The sequence below is a fragment of the Streptomyces sp. NPDC023541 genome (assembly GCF_055559995.1).
The window spans coordinates 406,526-423,784 of sequence record NZ_JBVHJO010000003.1; the positions used below are offsets into that span (position 1 = coordinate 406,526).

The window sequence follows — 17,259 nt, forward strand, 5'->3', positions numbered from 1 at the left end:
TGGTCAGAAGTCCTTTCAGGCGGCGGTCAGCGGAGCCGACTCAGATGTCGAGGAAGCGGACGTCCTTGGCGTTGCGCTGGATGAAGGAGCGCCGCGCCTCGACGTCCTCACCCATCAGCACCGAGAACAGGTCGTCGGCCTGCGCCGCGTCGTCGAGGGTGACCTGGCCGAGGACTCGGTGGTCCACGTCCATGGTGGTGACGCGCAGTTCCTCGGCGTTCATCTCGCCCAGACCCTTGAAGCGCTGGATCGAGTCTTCCTTGATCCGCTTGCCGTTCTGCTTGCCGAGCTCCACCAGCGCGTCGCGCTCGCGGTCCGAGTACGCGTACTCGAAGTCGTCGCGGCCCCACTTGATCTTGTAGAGCGGCGGACGGGACAGGTACACGTGACCGGCCTCGACCAGCGGCCGCATGAAGCGGAAGAGGAAGGTCAGCAGCAGGGTGTTGATGTGCTGGCCGTCGACGTCGGCGTCCGCCATCAGGATGATCTTGTGATAGCGGAGCTTCTCGATGTCGAAGTCCTCGTGCACACCGGTGCCGAAAGCGCTGATCAGCGCCTGGACCTCGGTGTTCTGCAGGATCTTGTCGATGCGCGCCTTCTCGACGTTCAGGATCTTGCCGCGGATCGGCAGGATGGCCTGGTACATCGGGTTGCGGCCGGACTTCGCCGAACCGCCGGCGGAGTCGCCCTCGACGATGAAGATCTCGCACTTGGTGGGGTCGTTCGACTGGCAGTCGGACAGCTTGCCCGGCAGCGAGGCGCTCTCCAGCAGACCCTTGCGGCGGGTCAGGTCACGGGCCTTGCGGGCCGCGACGCGCGCCGTGGCCGCCTGGATCGACTTGCGGACGATGTCCGCGGCCTCGACCGGGTTGCGGTCGAACCAGTCGTTCAGGTGCTCGTGGACGACCTTCTGCACGAAGGTCTTGGCCTCCGTGTTGCCCAGCTTGGTCTTCGTCTGGCCCTCGAACTGCGGCTCGCCCAGCTTGACCGAGATGATCGCCGTCAGACCCTCGCGGATGTCCTCACCGGCGAGGTTGTCGTCCTTCTCCCGGAGCAGCTTCTTGTCGCGTGCGTAGCGGTTGACCAGACCGGTCAGCGCCGCGCGGAAGCCCTCCTCGTGGGTGCCGCCCTCGTGCGTGTGGATCGTGTTCGCGAAGGAGTAGACACCCTCGGTGTACTGCGAGTTCCACTGCATCGCGATCTCGACCGAGAGCATGCGCTCCTTGTCCTCGGCCTCGACGTCGATGACGGTGGGGTGGATCAGCTCGCCCTTGCGCGAGTTGAGGTACTTCACGAAGTCGACGATGCCGCCCTCGTAGTAGTACTTCACCGTGCGCGCCGGGGGCTCCGTCGCGTCCGCGTCCGGGTCGTCCGCGCCGACGGTCGCCTTCGCCGACTCGCGCTCGTCCGTCAGCGACAGGGTCAGGCCCTTGTTGAGGAAGGCCATCTCCTGGAAGCGCCGTGACAGCGTCTCGAAGGAGTACTCGGTCGTCTCGAAGATGTCGCCGTCGGCCCAGAAGGTGACCGAGGTGCCGGTCTCCGCCGTCTCCTCGTTCTTGGCCAGCGGGGCCGTCGGGACGCCCAGCTTGTAGTCCTGGGTCCAGCGGTGGCCGTCCGTCTTGACCTCGACCGCGACCTTGGTCGACAGGGCGTTCACGACGGACACGCCGACGCCGTGCAGACCGCCGGACACGGCGTAGCCGCCGCCGCCGAACTTGCCACCCGCGTGCAGGACGGTCAGGACGACCTCCAGGGCCGGCTTCCCCTCGGACGGCACGATGCCGACCGGGATACCGCGGCCGTTGTCCACCACGCGCACCCCGCCGTCGGCGAGGATCGTCACGTCGATGGTGTCCGCGTGCCCGGCCAGCGCCTCGTCGACCGAGTTGTCGACGACCTCGTAGACGAGGTGGTGCAGACCACGCTCACCCGTCGAGCCGATGTACATACCCGGCCGCTTGCGGACCGCGTCCAGGCCCTCGAGGACCTGGATCGCACTGGCGTCGTAATTCTTCTCGTTGGAGTCGCCGGAATCGGCCACGAAGCGCCCTTTCTGGCACAGCGCAGCCCCTACTCCGGACCCAGCGAGTGCGCCAGCGGAGCGGCCGCGTCGATCTGCGTTGTCTGCGTGATCCCGCAAATGGGCGGGATTTCGTTCAGTCTACCGGTACCACGGACATGAATGGGGGTTTGCCGGTACCTGAGTCCGCATGTGCCGCCCTGAACCTCCTCTCTCCGACTCCCCACATCCGGGGAGGGGCTCAAAGAGGCTCACGCGGGCACCCAGCGCTTCGGCCTGTCAACCTCCGGCTACCGTGAGGGACGCCACCCGCCGACGCGGTCACGACAGCGTCCCGCAGGGGCTACTCACCCGTAGGTGTCGCCGGGTCCGGTGCTCCCCGGAGCCCTCCAGGGCCCGTACCCCTTCGGGCGTCCGCCCGGCCCCTGCACCTTGATCAGGCGGACCGTGCCCTGGCCCAGATCCGCGTTCAGCCGTGCCACCAGCTGCGGGGCCAGCAGCTTCAACTGCGCCGCCCACGCCGAGGAGTCACACCTCACGACCAGCTCACGGTTCTCGTACCGCTGCGGTTCACAGTGCGCCGCGATGTCCGGGCCGACGATCTCCGGCCACCGCTCCATGACCCCCGCCACCGCCATCGGCATCTCCCAGCCGCGTTCGGTGCGCAGCCGGTCCAGCGCCGCCATCAGCGGCATGGGGTCCCGGCCGTCCGCGCGTGCGCCCGAGCGCAGTCCCGGCTGCTGCTGGCGCTTCCTGCCGCCCGCCGCGTTGCCCCGGGCCCGCGCCTGCTCGCGCGCCGCCGCGAGGGCCTGACGGGCCAGGTCCACCCCGGAGGCCTCCGGAGCCTTACGGCCCTGCTGCGGATCTTTGCCGTGCTCGTTCACAACCGGGTCACCTCACCGCCGGACACCCCGAACCGGGCTCCCACCAGCACCCCCGGGACGTCGTCGTCCACGGCCGCCGTCACCAGCACCTGCTCGCCCGGCGCCACCAGCTCCGCCAGCCGCTCCCGACGCCGCGCGTCCAGTTCCGCGAAGACGTCGTCCAGGATCAGCACCGGCTCGCTCCCCTCCGAGCGCAGCAGCTCGTAGGAGGCCAGCCGCAGCGCGAGCGCGTACGACCAGGACTCGCCGTGGCTGGCGTAGCCCTTGGCGGGCAGCTCCCCCAGCCGCAGGGCCATGTCGTCGCGGTGCGGGCCGACCAGGGTCACGCCGCGCTCGATCTCCTGCTTGCGCACCTCGCCGAGAGCGGCCAGGAGCACCTCGTACAGGGCTTCGCGGGTGCGGGCGGCACCGCTGTCGACGGGCTCGCCGGCCGAGCACTTGTACGCCAGCCCCAGCGGGCCGCCGCCGGGCGCGAGCTGCTCGTACGCCTTGTCCGCCAGCGGCAGCAGCGTGGCGATCAGGTCGAGGCGCTGCGCCAGCAGCTCCGCGCCCGCGCGCGCGAGGTGCTGGTCCCACACGTCGAGGGTGGACAGGTCCATGGAGCGGCCGCCGTGCCGGCGGGCCATCGCCGCCGACTTCAGCAGGGTGTTGCGCTGCTTGAGCACACGCTCGTAGTCCGAGCGGACCCCGGCCATGCGCGGCGAGCGCGCCGTGACCAGCTCGTCGAGGAACTTGCGCCGCTCGCCCGGGTCGCCCTTGACCAGGGCCAGGTCCTCCGGAGCGAACAGCACCGTCCGGACGATCCCCAGCACGTCCCGCGGCCTGACCTGCGAGGACCGGTTGATCCGGGCCCGGTTGGCGCGGCCCGGGTTCAGCTCCAGCTCGACCAGCTGCCGGCGCTCCCCCTGGGTGACGGCCGCGCGGATCACGGCCCGTTCCGCGCCCATCCGTACGAGCGGGGCGTCCGAGGAGACGCGGTGGCTGCCCAGGGTCGCCAGGTAGCCGACCGCCTCGACGAGATTGGTCTTGCCCTGGCCGTTGGGGCCCACGAAAGCGGTGACGCCCGGGTCGAGGGGAACCTCGGCCCGGGCGTACGAGCGGAAGTCGGCCAACGAGAGATGCGAGACATGCATACGGCGCCGACCTCCCCCGGCTTTCCACTGCTCTTTGGTGCTGTGCTGCTGAGCTGCTACTTCTTCTCGACCGCGTGGCCGCCGAACTGGTTGCGCAGGGCGGCGATCATCTTCATCTGCGGGGAGTCGTCCTGCCGCGAGGCGAACCGCGCGAACAGCGACGCCGTGATCGCGGGCAGCGGTACGGCGTTGTCGATCGCCGCCTCCACCGTCCACCGGCCCTCGCCCGAGTCCTGCGCGAAGCCGCGCAGCTGCTCCAGGTGCTCGTCCTCGTCGAGGGCGTTCACGGCCAGGTCCAGCAGCCAGGAGCGGATGACGGTGCCTTCCTGCCAGGAGCGGAAGACCTCGCGTACGTCGGTGACCGAGTCCACCTTCTCCAGGAGCTCCCAGCCCTCGGCGTAGGCCTGCATCATGGCGTACTCGATGCCGTTGTGGACCATCTTCGCGAAGTGGCCCGCACCGACCTTGCCGGCGTGCACGGCGCCGAAGTCACCCTCCGGCTTGAGGGCGTCGAAGATCGGCTGGACCCGTGCGACGTGGTCCTTGGCGCCGCCGTACATCAGGGCGTAGCCGTTCTCCAGGCCCCATACGCCGCCGGAGACACCGCAGTCGACGAAGCCGATGCCCTTGGCCGCCAGCTCCTCGGCGTGCTTCTCGTCGTCCGTCCAGCGGGAGTTGCCGCCGTCGACGACGATGTCGCCGATCGAGAGCAGCTCGGACAGCTCGTCGACGGTGGACTGCGTCGCCGCACCGGCGGGGACCATCACCCACACGACGCGGGGGGCCTGCAGGCTGTCCACAAGTTCCCGGAGGCTGTGGACATCCGCGAGGTCCGGGTTGCGGTCGTATCCGATGACGGTGTGGCCTGCGCGGCGGATGCGCTCGCGCATGTTGCCGCCCATCTTGCCGAGACCGACGAGACCAAGCTCCATCAGGTGGTTCCTTAAGCGTTGTGGCCGTCTTTGCCGGGGCTGCCCGGGCCGTGTCCGCGCGGGACGGGCGGGGCCGCCCACCGGATCCGAGCCTACGCCGGGCCGTGGCGACGGGCCCCGCGGGCGCTCCATGGCGGCCGGTCGGGCGTCCGGTTTCCCCGGCGCCGTCCCCAGCCTGTGGACGACGCCGGGCCCGGTCCGCAGCAGCGTGCGGTACCGGGCCCGGCGTCGACGGGCGGAGCGTCAGCCGGACAGGCGCACCGGCATGATCAGGTACTTGTAGGCCTCGTCGGCCTCCGCGTCGACCGCCGGGCGGCCGCTGAGCAGCGCGGGCTTGGTGGAGGTGGTGAAGCTGAGCTGGGCCACCGGGGACGCGATCGCGCTGAGGCCGTCCAGCAGGAAGGTCGGGTTGAAGGCGATCGAGATGTCGTCGCCGTCCAGCTGAGCGTCGACCCTTTCCACAGCCTGTGCGTCGTCGGAGGACCCGGCCTCCAGGATCAGCACGCCCTGCTCGAAGCTCAGGCGGACCGGGGTGTTGCGCTCGGCCACCAGGGCCACGCGCTTGACGGCCTCGACGAAGGGCGCGGTCTCGATCACTGCGACGGAGTTGAACTCGGTCGGGAAGAGCGTCCGGTACTTGGGCAGGTCGCCCTCGAGGAGCCGGGTCGTGGTGCGGCGGCCGGCGCCCTCGAAACCGATCAGGCCTTCGCCCGCACCGGAGCCGGAAAGCGCCAGAGTGACGGTGTCACCGCTGGTCAGCGAGTTGGCAATCTCCTGGAGCGTCTTGGCGGGCACCAGGGCCACGGCCGACGCGTCCGGGTTCTCCGGCTTCCACAGGAACTCGCGGACCGCGAAGCGGTAGCGGTCGGTGGAGGCCAGGGTGACGCGGTCGCCCTCGATCTCGATGCGGACACCGGTCAGCACCGGCAGCGTGTCGTCGCGGCCCGCGGCCGTGGCGACCTGCTTGGCGGCGGCGGCGAAGACCTCGCCGGGCACGGTGCCGGTCGCGGTCGGCATCTGCGGCAGTGCCGGGTACTCCTCCACAGGCAGGGTGTGGAGTGTGAACCGCGAGGAGCCGCAGACCACGGTCGCCCGTACACCGTCTGTGGAAATCTCCACCGGGCGGTTGGGGAGGGCGCGGCAGATGTCGGCGAGCAGGCGGCCGGAGACCAGGACGGTGCCGTCCTCCTCCACGTCCGCCTCGACGGAGACCCGGGCCGAGACCTCGTAGTCGAAGCCGGAGAGGCTCAGGGTGCCTTCCTCGGCCTTGAGCAGCAGGCCCGCGAGGACGGGCACCGGCGGCCGGGCCGGGAGGCTGCGGGCCGCCCAGGCCACCGCCTCCGCGAGTACGTCGCGCTCCACCCGGATCTTCACCGGAACCGCCTCCTGCTGTTGCTCGCTCGTCTGCCGGCCTTCGTCGTCGGCTCGTCGATGCCTCGACCGATGCCGGGGACCAGTCTGACGTACGGCGCCGACACTCGGTGCGGCCGGCGGTCAAGTCGGGAGCGAGGCGTCGGGACGGGCGACCGACGAGTTGTGCACAGGACCTGCTTGAAAACCGAAACCGGGCTAACTCTCTATGGGGGTAGTAGTAGGGCCTGTGGAAACGGTGGATAAGCCCGTCTGTGCAGGTCAGAGTGCGTTTTTTATCCACCGGCCCTGTGGGCGACACCGGTGGAAAACCCGGTGTCCCTGTGGAGAACGAAAAGTTCTGCACAGGCTGTCCCCAGGTACCCCCTGTTACTCCACAGGTGTGTCCCCAGCTTTCCCCCGGTACTCCACAAGCCAAACGTCTACATCCGTGTGACGGCTTTCACTCCGGGCGGTGAGAAGGGGTGGCGGGTTGCCGAACAGTGGACAAGGGTGTGGAGAACCCTGCAGAACCTGTGCACAGCATGGGGGAACCTGTGGGGTGGCGGTGGACAACGGCGTGGACAGGCCTGTGGACGGGATTTTCGTCCACAGCCTGTGGATGACGCTTGCGCACAAATCCACAGGGGTCTGACCAGGGCTGATGGGTCCTCAAGTGCCCGCCCTGTGGACAGATTGTGGGCGACGCGGGCGGTCCCCAGGCTGTGGACGGAAGAAAGTCGCCGAATCTGTGGATGAGTTGCCCCGCGGGGGGCGTATTCGAACAGGTCAGGGGCGCACGCACGAAGAAGGGCGCCCCCGTTGTGGACCGGGAGCGCCCTCTGAATGCGTTTGAAGGGGGCTGTCAGGCGTTCTTGATGCGGTTGGTGAGCTCGGTTACCTGGTTGTAGATGGAGCGCCGCTCGGCCATCAGAGCGCGGATCTTGCGGTCCGCGTGCATGACCGTGGTGTGGTCGCGCCCGCCGAACTGCGCCCCGATCTTGGGCAGCGACAGGTCGGTGAGCTCCCGGCACAGGTACATGGCGATCTGCCGGGCGGTGACCAGGACCCGGCTGCGCGAGGAGCCGCACAGGTCGTCCACGGTCAGGCCGAAGTAGTCCGCGGTGGCCGCCATGATGTCGGTGGCCGTGATCTCCGGCGCGCTGTCCTCGCCGCCGGGGATCAGGTTCTTGAGGACGTCCTCGGTGAGGCCCAGGTCGACGGGCTGGCGGTTGAGGCTCGCGAAGGCCGTGACCCGGATCAGCGCCCCCTCCAGCTCGCGGATGTTGCGCGAGATCCGGGAGGCGATGAACTCCAGTACCTCCGGCGGGGCGTTGAGCTGCTCCTGGACCGCCTTCTTGCGCAGGATCGCGATGCGGGTCTCCAGCTCGGGGGGCTGGACGTCCGTGATCAGGCCCCACTCGAAGCGGTTGCGGAGCCGGTCCTCGAGGGTGACGAGCTGCTTGGGCGGCCGGTCGGAGGACAGGACGATCTGCTTGTTGGCGTTGTGGAGCGTGTTGAAGGTGTGGAAGAACTCCTCCTGCGTCGACTCCTTGCTCGCGAGGAACTGGATGTCGTCGACGAGCAGGATGTCCATCTCGCGGTAGCGCTTGCGGAACGCGTCGCCCTTGCCGTCGCGGATCGAGTTGATGAACTCGTTCGTGAACTCCTCGGAGCTCACGTATCGCACGCGGGTGCCGGGGTAGAGGCTGCGCGCGTAGTGCCCGATGGCGTGCAGCAGGTGCGTCTTGCCGAGGCCCGACTCCCCGTAGATGAAGAGGGGGTTGTAGGCCTTCGCAGGCGCTTCGGCCACGGCCACCGCGGCGGCGTGCGCGAAGCGGTTGGACGCGCCGATGACGAAGGTGTCGAAGAGGTACTTGGGATTCAGCCGGGCGGTCGGCTCCAGCGGGCCCGAGGTGGAGCCGCCGGACGGCGCGGGCGGAGCTGCGGGCCGTCCGGGAGCCTGGCGGGGCGCCGGCTGGTCGTAGGACTGCTGCTCGTACTGATGGGACTGATGGGGCTGGTGCGACTGCTGCTGCTCGTACGGCGACTGCTCGTACTTCTGCTGGTCGAAGGAGCCCTGGTCGTACTGCTGCTGGTCGTAGCCCGAGGGCTCGGACTGCTGGAGGTAGCCAGGCTGGGGAGAGGCGTAGGGGTCGCGCTCGGGGAAGCCGCCCAGGCGCGGCTGCTGCCAGCCGTAGTCGTCCTGCTGGCCGCCGCGGGGCCACGCACCGGGCTCGGAGCGCGGCTGCTGGTAGTCCGGATAGGCCGGGCGGGCCGTGGGGAGCTGGTCGTCCGAGGGGCCGCCGCCGCCCGGGCGCTGGCCGCCGTACGGCTCGTAGCCGCCGGGCTGCTGCACGGGCGGGGCGGCGGGCTCGCCGGCGGAGTCGTCCACGGTGATGGCGATCCGGATGGGGCGGCCGCACTCGCGGCTGAGCGCGTCGCTGATCAGCGGCGCGAGGCGGCCTTCGAGGACGCGCTTGCCCCATTCGTTGGGGACGGCCAGGAGGGCGGTGTCGGCGACGAGTGCCAGGGGCTGGCACCGCTCGACCCACTGCTTGTCCTTGGGCTCGATGCCCGGCTGTCCCTCCCCGAGGAGCTTTTCGAGCACCCTTGGCCACACTGCGGCAAGATCGGCAGGTACGTCAGCCACAGAGCACGCTCTCTCACAGGTCCCACGAATGTGTGGTTCTTTGGGACGGTCGGGACAAAAAATCCGGGGTCAGGCAACGGTAGTCAGGCCGGAGGCTGCGGTTCAAGTCGTTGTCCACAGCCTGTGCACAGTGTGCGGCCGGGCGGGCTCGGTTTGACCGGATGGCGTAGCCGCGCGTACCGTAACGAGGTCGAGTTGTCGATGGCTGCTGCCGCCTGCCTACCGATGGGCGAAGGTCACTGATAGTGATCATTTAGCGGTGCCACTCGGGCGAACACGCGAGTTTCCTCGTGGGCGCACGGTGACAGCCAGGCGATGTCCCGCCACAACGATTCATTCTCTGGAGCCCCCGAGTGAGCAAGCGCACCTTCCAGCCGAACAACCGCCGTCGTGCCAAGACCCACGGCTTCCGCCTGCGGATGCGTACCCGCGCCGGTCGCGCGATCCTCGCGAACCGCCGTTCCAAGGGCCGCGCCGCCCTTTCCGCGTAACAACACGCAGGTCGTGACGTCGTGCTGTCTCCCGAGAATCGGCTGAGGCGGCGCGAGGACTTCGCGAGCGCGGTACGCCGAGGACGCCGGGCCGGTCGCCCACTCCTCGTCGTCCACCTACGTACAAGCGGTGCAACGGACCCGCACGAGTCGGGGGAGATCGATCCCTCGTCGCGTGCGGGTTTCGTCGTCAGCAAGGCCGTCGGCAACGCCGTCGTACGGAACCGGGTCAAGCGCCGCCTTCGCCATCTGGTCCGCGAGCGGCTCTCACAGCTGCCCGCCGGTAGCCTGGTGGTGGTACGAGCGTTGCCCGGAGCGGGCGATGCCGGCCCCGACGAACTGGCCCGGGACCTGGATGCCGCTCTGGTGCGGCTCCTGGGAGGCCTGGCTCGATGAAGTACCCGCTGCTCGCTTTGATCAAGCTGTACCAGTGGACGATCAGTCCGCTGCTCGGGCCGGTGTGCCGGTATTACCCGTCGTGTTCGCACTACGGGTACACGGCCATCGACCGGCATGGTGCGGTGAAGGGGACAGCGCTGACCGCCTGGCGGATCCTGCGGTGCAATCCGTGGTCCCCGGGTGGTGTGGACCATGTCCCACCCCGTAAACGCCCGCGTTGGCACGAGCAGCTGCGCAGTGCGTTGCGTAGATCTCGCAATGCTCAAGGAGCCTGATTAGTGGACACGATTGCCAGTCTGTTCAGCTTTATCACTTACCCCGTCTCGTGGATCATCGTCCAGTTCCACTCGATGTACGGGGCGATCTTCGGTGAGTCCAGTGGGTGGGCCTGGGGCCTGTCCATCGTGTCCCTGGTGATCTTGATCCGTATCTGCCTGATCCCGCTCTTCGTGAAGCAGATCAAGGCCACGCGTGGCATGCAGGCGCTCCAGCCGAAGATGAAGGCGATCCAGGAGCGCTACAAGAACGACAAGCAGCGTCAGTCCGAAGAGATGATGAAGCTGTACAAGGAGACGGGTACCAACCCGCTCTCCTCGTGCCTGCCCATCCTGGCGCAGTCCCCGTTCTTCTTCGCGCTCTACCACGTGCTGTCGAACATCGCCGATGGCAAGGCGGTCGGCGCGATGGACCAGCAGCTGGTCGACAGTGCCCGTGCGGCCAAGATCTTCGGTGCGCCGATCGCCGCGAAGTTCATGGACAGCCCGGAGAAGGTCGCGGCCCTGGGGGCCACGCTGACGGACGTCCGGATCGTGACCGCGGTCATGATCATCATGATGTCGCTGTCGCAGTTCTACACCCAGCGTCAGCTGATGCAGAAGAACGTCGACCTCTCGGTCAAGACGCCCTTCATGCAGCAGCAGAAGATGCTGATGTACATCTTCCCGGTGATCTTCGCGGTCATGGGTATCAACTTCCCCGTCGGTGTCCTCGTCTACTGGCTGACCACCAACGTCTGGACCATGGGTCAGCAGATGTACGTGATCAACCAGAACCCGACGCCGGGCAGCAAGGCGCAGGACCAGTACCTGACGCGGCTGCTCAAGCACGCCACCTCGCACGGTGAGGTCAAGGGCCGGGGCAAGAAGAAGATCGTCGCTGCCATCGTGGCCAAGGGTCCGGACCGCAACGACATCGAGCGGAAGTTCATCACGGCTCTGTCGAAGCAGGGCCTGGCCGCTCAGGCGGACGGTTCCGTGATCAAGAGTTCCGAGACCACGGCGGACTCGGATGCGGCCAGCGGCGGTGCCGCGAAGCGACAGCAGCCGAAGCGACAGACGAAGTCGCAGCGCCAGACGCCCAGCAAGCCCTCTCCCAAGAAGTAAGAAGGAGTCCCTCCCGTGACGGAAGGCACCACCACCGCCGCCGCTGAGAGTGGCGACACCCTGACCCGCCTCGAGCAGGAGGGTGAGATCGCGGCCGACTACCTCGAGGGTCTGCTGGACATCGCAGACCTTGACGGTGACATCGACATGGACGTCGAGGCCGACCGTGCCGCGGTGTCGATCGTCAGTGACTCCGCCAGCCGCGACCTGCAGAAGCTCGTGGGCCGCGACGGTGAGGTCCTGGAGGCCCTGCAGGAGCTGACCCGCCTGGCCGTTCACCGGGAGACCGGGGACCGCAGCCGACTGATGCTCGACATCGCCGGGTTCCGGGCGAAGAAGCGTGAGGAGCTCGCGGCCCTGGGCGCGAAGGCGGCGGCGGACGTGAAGGCGTCGGGTGAGCCGCTGAAGCTGGCTCCGATGACCCCGTTCGAGCGGAAGGTCGTCCACGACGCCGTGGCGGCCGCCGGCCTGCGGAGCGAGTCCGAGGGCGAGGAGCCGCAGCGCTTCGTCGTTGTGCTCCCGGCCTGATCGCCGGCATGAGTGTTCGGCCCCGTCTGTGTCGCAGGCGGGGCCGATGTTTGTCAGCCTGGCATGTGAACGACGCGGCATCTTGAATACGTGGTACTCAGGACCACGAGGTAGGAAGGACGGTCCCCGTGACGGAGGCAGCTGAGCTTCCCGAGGCGCCCGAAGAGGCGCGCGCGGTGTTCGGTGAGTTTTTCCCGGAAGCTGTGCGGTATGCGGAGCTGCTCGCGGACGCGGGGGTCAAGCGCGGCCTGATCGGCCCGCGTGAGGTGCCGCGGCTGTGGGAGCGGCACCTGCTGAACTGCGCAGTGCTGTCGGAGGTGGTGCCCCAGGGCGTCACCGTGTGCGACGTGGGCTCCGGTGCAGGCCTGCCCGGCATTCCGCTGGCGCTGGTGCGTCGTGATCTCAAGATCACACTGCTCGAACCGCTCTTGCGGCGGACGACCTTCCTCCAGGAGGCCGTGGAGCTGCTGGGGCTCGACCACGTCACGGTGGTGCGCGGGCGGGCCGAGGAGGTCCTCGGCAAGCTCCAGCCGGTGCATGTCGTGACGGCGCGCGCAGTGGCTCCGTTGGACCGGCTGGCCGGCTGGGGCGTTCCCCTGCTGCGCCCGTACGGGGAGATGCTGGCGCTCAAGGGCGACACCGCCGAGGAGGAGCTGGTGTCGGCCAAGACGGCGCTGACGAAGCTCGGTGTGGTGAAGACCTCGGTGCTGCAGGTGGGCGAGGGCCTGGTGGACCCGCTGTCGACGGTGGTCCGAGTCGAGGTCGGAGAAAGCCCGGGCGGGGTGAGGTTCGCGGCCAAGCGGGCCAAGGCTGCCCGGGTCGGCCGGTCTCGTCGGCGTCGTTGATTTCTGGCCGATGGGGGGCCCATGCGGAGATTTCGTCTGTGTTGGGCCCTATAGGTATGCATTTCGGAGTGTCGTAGAGGCCTGAAGACTCCGTCCGGGCATCGTGTTTCACGTGAAACGTCGCTCTCTGCTGCACGGAATCATCAGCCGCGGTCGTGTGGCTGCGTCCCCCCTCCAGCGCAAGGACGCAAGGGGGACGGAGTTGTCCACATCGGTGGATTCATCCACAGGAGTAAGGGCCCCGCTGGTTCGCGACCCCGGTGACATGGCAGGCTCTGTTCATCGCGAGCCTGATGTCGAGGAGAGTGACACCGTGCGGTCCGACGCCAACCTCGCGGGGCCGATGGCCGACCCGGTCCCCGGTCCCCGCTCAGAACCGGTGGGTGAGGATGTTTCACGTGAAACATCACCCCCGCCCCTTGTAGACAACGAGACCCCCATCGGTCGAGCCGCCCAGCTGGCGGTCGAGGCCATGGGGCGCTCCGGTGCGGCCATGCCGCGCCCGGATCAGACCCGCGTCATCGTGGTCGCCAACCAGAAGGGCGGCGTGGGCAAGACCACGACGACCGTTAATCTGGCGGCCTCGCTGGCTCTGAACGGGGCGCGGGTTCTCGTGGTCGACCTCGACCCGCAGGGGAACGCGTCCACCGCTCTGGGAATCGACCACCACGCCGACGTGCCGTCCATCTACCACGTGCTCGTGGACAGCCGGCCTCTCCTGGAGGTCGTCCAGCCGGTCGTGGACGTCGAGGGGCTCTTCTGCGCTCCCGCCACGATCGATCTGGCAGGCGCCGAGATCGAGCTGGTGTCGTTGGTGGCGAGGGAAAGCCGGCTCCAGCGGGCCATCCAGGCGTACGACCAGCCTCTCGACTACATCCTGATCGACTGCCCGCCCTCCCTCGGACTGCTGACGGTGAACGCCCTGGTGGCGGGTGCCGAGGTGCTGATCCCCATCCAGTGCGAGTACTACGCGCTGGAGGGCCTGGGCCAGCTGCTGCGCAACGTTGATCTGGTGCGGGCTCACCTGAATCCGACCCTGCATGTGTCGACGATCCTGCTGACGATGTACGACGGCAGGACCCGGCTGGCATCGCAGGTGGCGGAGGAGGTGCGCAGCCACTTCGGCAAGGAGGTGCTGCGGACGAGCATCCCCCGGTCGGTGCGCATTTCCGAGGCGCCGAGCTATGGGCAGACGGTGCTCACGTATGACCCGGGTTCCAGCGGTTCGCTCTCCTATCTGGAGGCGGCGCGAGAGATCGCGTATCGCGGGGTCGGTATGCAGTACGAGTCCCAGCACGCCCATCCGGGCGCGGGAATGAACAGCACGCAGAGTGTGTCGGAGGGGATCCAGTGAGTGAGCGACGTAGAGGGCTGGGACGGGGGCTCGCTGCACTGATCCCGCAGGCGCCGCAGGAGAAGACGCTGCCGACGAGCAGTGCTGCCGGTTCCGCCTCGCCGACGGCGGTACCGGAGCTGACGTCCGAGCGCGGGATTGCGGCGGCGAAGCTCGCGGCGCTGGCGCAGGCCGATGTTTCACGTGAAACATCGCTGGCGGTCGTCCCGGTGGACGAGCCGACGGCGGCGGCTGAGCTGAAGCCGGAGCCTGAGGCGAACGTGGTGGCGGGAGCGATGTTCGCGGAGCTTCCGATGGACACGATCACGCCGAACCCGCGGCAGCCGCGCGAGGTGTTCGACGAGGACGCTCTCGCCGAGCTGGTTACCTCCATCCAGGAGGTGGGTCTGCTCCAGCCGGTGGTGGTGCGCCAGTCGGCACCCGGCCGCTATGAGCTGATCATGGGTGAGCGGCGCTGGCGTGCCTGCCGGGAAGCCGGGCTGGATGCCATTCCGGCGATCATCCGTGCGACGGATGACGAGAAGCTCCTGCTGGACGCGCTGCTGGAGAACCTGCACCGGGCACAGCTCAACCCGCTGGAAGAGGCAGCGGCCTACGACCAGCTGCTCCAGGACTTCAACTGCACGCATGACCAGCTGGCTGACCGGATCGGTCGTTCCCGCCCCCAGGTGTCGAACACCCTGCGCCTGCTGAAGCTGTCGCCGCCGGTGCAGCGCCGGGTGGCCGCCGGGGTGCTGTCCGCGGGGCACGCGCGGGCGCTGCTCTCTGTGGAGGACTCCGCGGAGCAGGACCGGCTGGCCCATCGCATCGTGGCCGAGGGCCTGTCGGTGCGTGCGGTGGAGGAGATCGTGACGCTGATGGCCTCGGAGCCGTCGAGTGCGGTCAAGCCGAAGGGTCCGCGTGCCGGAGCCCGGGTGTCGCCGGCGCTCAGCGAGCTGGCGACGCGGCTGTCGGACCGGTTCGATACCCGGGTGAAGGTGGATCTGGGCCAGAAGAAGGGGAAGATCACCGTCGAGTTCGCCTCGATGGAGGATCTGGAGCGGATTCTGGGGACGTTGGCGCCGGGCGAGGGCCGGGTGCTGGATCAGGGTCTCGCCGAGGAGTGATCTCCGGGTTGGCCGAGGGGCGGATCGTGTCGGTGTGAACCGGCGGTCCGCCCCTTCGCTTTGCTGTCGAAGAACGATGGACCAGTGGATACGATGCCGTCATGGGTCGTCGGCTGGTACCGCTCACGCTGGACAACCTCCAGGATCTGCCCCGACGTTGCCGGTCCTGCGTCTTCTGGGAACTGGATCCGGTCAGCGGTGAGGCCGCCGTGAAGGCGGGCACTTCGGCGACGGAGAAGGAGTCGTGGATCTCCGCTGTCCTGCTGGAGTGGGGGTCCTGCGGCCGCGTGGTCTATGTGGACGACGTTCCGGTGGGTTTCGTTCTGTACGCACCGCCGGCCTACGTACCTCGATCCACTGCCTTCCCGACGAGTCCGGTCTCGCCCGACGCCGTCCAGTTGATCACCGCGTGGATCATGCCCGGATACCAGGGGCAGGGGCTGGGCCGGGTCATGGTGCAGACAGTGGCCAAGGACCTCCTGCGCAGGGGGTTCCGGGCGATCGAGGCGTTCGGGGACGCACGGTGGGAGGGGCCTGCCTGCCTGCTGCCCGCGGACCATCTCCTGGCGGTGGGCTTCAAGACCGTACGTCCACATCCGGCCCATCCCCGGCTGCGACTGGAACTGCGCTCCACGCTGTCCTGGAAGGAAGACGTCGAGCTCGCACTGGACCGGCTGCTGGGCGCGGCGCGCAAAGAACCGGCCCTGCGACCGCTCTGAGCGCCGAACGGAAAACGGGCCCGCCCCCTCCAAGGGGCGGGCCCGTTTCACGTGAAACAACGGCCGCCGTCAGGCGGTCTTGACCTCGACGAAGTCAGAGAGGTCGCGGAGGATGGCAGCCTTCGGCTTCGCACCGACGATCGTCTTGGCGACCTCGCCGCCCTGGTAGACGTTCAGCGTCGGGATGGACATGACGCCGTACTTGGCGGCGGTGGCCGGGTTCTCGTCGATGTTCAGCTTGACGATCTCGATCTGGTCGCCGTACTCGGCGGCGATGGCCTCGAGGGACGGCGCGATCTGGCGGCACGGTCCGCACCAGGCGGCCCAGAAGTCCACCAGTACGGGCTTGTCGCTCCTGAGGACCTCGGCGTCGAAGTCTTCGTCGGTCACGTTCTTGAGGGTGCCGGCCACAGCGGCCTCCTTGTTCTTCCTGCGGGGTGGGGTGTGGGGCGTGCGATGTCAGACCGTTCAGACCGCCGCGTGGGCCGCCTTCTCGGCGTCTGCGAGGGCGGCGAGGAAGCGCTCGGCGTCGAGGGCGGCCGAGCAGCCGGTGCCGGCGGCGGTGATGGCCTGACGGTAGGTGTGGTCCACGACGTCGCCGGCACCGAAGACACCGGTGACGCTGGTCCGGGTCGAGGGAGCGTCGACCTTGAGGTAGCCCTCCTCGTCGAGGTCCAACTGGTCCTTGAACAGCTCGGTGCGCGGGTCGTGGCCGACGGCGATGAAGAGGCCGGTCACGGGCAGCTCGGAGGTCTCACCGGTCTTGGTGTTGCGCAGGGTGAGGCCGGAGAGCTTCTGCTCGCCGTGGATCTCGGCTACCTCGCTGTCCCAGGCGAACTTGATCTTCGGGTCGGCGAAGGCGCGGTCCTGCATGGCCTTCGAAGCACGCAGGCTGTCACGGCGGTGGACGATCGTGACGGACTTGGCGAACCGGGAGAGGAAGGTGGCCTCCTCGATCGCGGTGTCGCCGCCGCCGACGACGGCGATGTCGTGGTCCTTGAAGAAGAACCCGTCGCAGGTGGCGCACCAGGAGACGCCGCGGCCGGAGAGTGCGTCCTCGTTGGGCAGGCCGAGCTTGCGGTGCTGCGAGCCCGTGGTCACGATGACGGCCTTGGCGCGGTGCACGGTGCCGGCGGTGTCGGTGACGGTCTTGATCTCACCGGTGAGGTCCACGGACACGATGTCGTCCGGAACCAGCTCGGCGCCGAAACGCTCGGCCTGGGCACGCATGTTGTCCATGAGGTCCGGGCCCATGATGCCGTCCTGGAAGCCCGGGAAGTTCTCCACGTCGGTGGTGTTCATCAGGGCGCCACCGGCAGTGACGGCGCCTTCGAAGACCAGTGGCTTGAGCGAAGCGCGTGCGGTGTACAGGGCGGCGGTGTAACCGGCCGGCCCGGAGCCGATGATGATCACGTTTCGAACGTCGCTCACGGGTTTCTTCCTCGTCTCTGCGGACTGCGTGC

The 17,259-nt window shown here is 68.4% G+C and carries 17 protein-coding genes; 9 read left to right on the forward strand and 8 right to left on the reverse strand.

All coding sequences use genetic code 11. The features are described from left to right. Positions 1–40: 40 nt before the first annotated feature. The 6 genes from gyrB to dnaA all read right to left on the reverse strand — a co-directional run bounded on the left by gyrB (position 41) and on the right by dnaA (position 8,972). Positions 41–2,062, reverse strand: a complete 2,022-nt coding sequence (gene gyrB / locus ACZ3X1_RS09420) for a DNA topoisomerase (ATP-hydrolyzing) subunit B (protein ID WP_356811327.1) — start codon at positions 2,060–2,062, stop codon at positions 41–43. A gap of 305 nt (positions 2,063–2,367) precedes the next feature. Further along, positions 2,368–2,904, reverse strand: a complete 537-nt coding sequence (locus ACZ3X1_RS09425; RefSeq protein WP_356811274.1) for a DciA family protein — start codon at positions 2,902–2,904, stop codon at positions 2,368–2,370. Then, positions 2,901–4,037, reverse strand: a complete 1,137-nt coding sequence (recF, locus tag ACZ3X1_RS09430) for a DNA replication/repair protein RecF (protein ID WP_356811275.1) — start codon at positions 4,035–4,037, stop codon at positions 2,901–2,903. Before recF ends, ACZ3X1_RS09425 begins: the two co-directional genes overlap by 4 nt. Positions 4,038–4,093: 56 nt before the next feature. Then, positions 4,094–4,969 carry a phosphogluconate dehydrogenase (NAD(+)-dependent, decarboxylating) gene (gene gnd / locus ACZ3X1_RS09435; RefSeq protein WP_030029596.1) on the reverse strand — a complete coding sequence of 292 codons (876 nt, stop codon included), beginning with the start codon at positions 4,967–4,969 and terminating at the stop codon, positions 4,094–4,096. Positions 4,970–5,212: 243 nt separating this feature from the next. Continuing rightward, on the reverse strand, positions 5,213–6,343 hold the full coding sequence (gene dnaN / locus ACZ3X1_RS09440) for a DNA polymerase III subunit beta (RefSeq protein ID WP_053611653.1): 1,131 nt from the start codon (positions 6,341–6,343) through the stop codon (positions 5,213–5,215). An 841-nt stretch (positions 6,344–7,184) separates the two neighbouring features. After that, positions 7,185–8,972 (reverse strand): chromosomal replication initiator protein DnaA, encoded by a 1,788-nt coding sequence (dnaA, locus tag ACZ3X1_RS09445; protein WP_467278198.1) that lies wholly within the window; start codon positions 8,970–8,972, stop codon positions 7,185–7,187. A gap of 353 nt (positions 8,973–9,325) precedes the next feature. On the opposite strand from dnaA, the gene rpmH reads away from it, so the two are divergent. The 9 genes from rpmH to ACZ3X1_RS09490 all read left to right on the forward strand — a co-directional run bounded on the left by rpmH (position 9,326) and on the right by ACZ3X1_RS09490 (position 15,796). Beyond that, a complete protein-coding gene (gene rpmH / locus ACZ3X1_RS09450; RefSeq protein ID WP_018547628.1) occupies positions 9,326–9,463 on the forward strand; it encodes a 50S ribosomal protein L34 in 138 nt (45 codons plus the stop codon). 21 nt (positions 9,464–9,484) lie between these two features. Further along, on the forward strand, positions 9,485–9,859 hold the full coding sequence (gene rnpA, locus ACZ3X1_RS09455) for a ribonuclease P protein component (protein ID WP_356811278.1): 375 nt from the start codon (positions 9,485–9,487) through the stop codon (positions 9,857–9,859). Next, the gene (yidD, locus tag ACZ3X1_RS09460) at positions 9,856–10,137 is read left to right on the forward strand and encodes a membrane protein insertion efficiency factor YidD (protein ID WP_076043740.1); all 282 of its coding nucleotides are present in this window, start codon (positions 9,856–9,858) and stop codon (positions 10,135–10,137) included. Before rnpA ends, yidD begins: the two co-directional genes overlap by 4 nt. 3 nt (positions 10,138–10,140) lie before the next feature. Then, on the forward strand, positions 10,141–11,244 hold the full coding sequence (yidC, locus tag ACZ3X1_RS09465) for a membrane protein insertase YidC (RefSeq protein WP_356811279.1): 1,104 nt from the start codon (positions 10,141–10,143) through the stop codon (positions 11,242–11,244). 15 nt (positions 11,245–11,259) lie between these two features. Continuing rightward, a complete protein-coding gene (locus ACZ3X1_RS09470; RefSeq protein ID WP_030025736.1) occupies positions 11,260–11,772 on the forward strand; it encodes a Jag family protein in 513 nt (170 codons plus the stop codon). Between the two features lie 128 nt (positions 11,773–11,900). Next, positions 11,901–12,617: a 16S rRNA (guanine(527)-N(7))-methyltransferase RsmG gene (gene rsmG / locus ACZ3X1_RS09475; RefSeq protein WP_030817076.1), complete on the forward strand. Its 717-nt coding sequence runs from the start codon at positions 11,901–11,903 to the stop codon at positions 12,615–12,617. Positions 12,618–12,882: 265 nt separating this feature from the next. Then, positions 12,883–13,971 carry a ParA family protein gene (locus ACZ3X1_RS09480; protein ID WP_362628764.1) on the forward strand — a complete coding sequence of 363 codons (1,089 nt, stop codon included), beginning with the start codon at positions 12,883–12,885 and terminating at the stop codon, positions 13,969–13,971. After that, positions 13,968–15,077: a ParB/RepB/Spo0J family partition protein gene (locus ACZ3X1_RS09485; protein WP_467278207.1), complete on the forward strand. Its 1,110-nt coding sequence runs from the start codon at positions 13,968–13,970 to the stop codon at positions 15,075–15,077. The genes ACZ3X1_RS09480 and ACZ3X1_RS09485 overlap by 4 nt, the downstream gene beginning before the upstream one ends. Before the next feature lie 101 nt (positions 15,078–15,178). Beyond that, entirely contained in the window at positions 15,179–15,796 is a 618-nt protein-coding gene (locus ACZ3X1_RS09490; protein ID WP_356811282.1) for a GNAT family N-acetyltransferase, read from the forward strand. Between the two features lie 69 nt (positions 15,797–15,865). Here ACZ3X1_RS09490 and trxA read toward each other — a convergent pair whose 3' ends face one another. After that, entirely contained in the window at positions 15,866–16,207 is a 342-nt protein-coding gene (trxA, locus tag ACZ3X1_RS09495) for a thioredoxin (protein ID WP_356811283.1), read from the reverse strand. A gap of 57 nt (positions 16,208–16,264) precedes the next feature. Next, positions 16,265–17,227: a thioredoxin-disulfide reductase gene (gene trxB, locus ACZ3X1_RS09500; RefSeq protein ID WP_356811284.1), complete on the reverse strand. Its 963-nt coding sequence runs from the start codon at positions 17,225–17,227 to the stop codon at positions 16,265–16,267. Between the last annotated feature and the right edge of the window lie 32 nt (positions 17,228–17,259).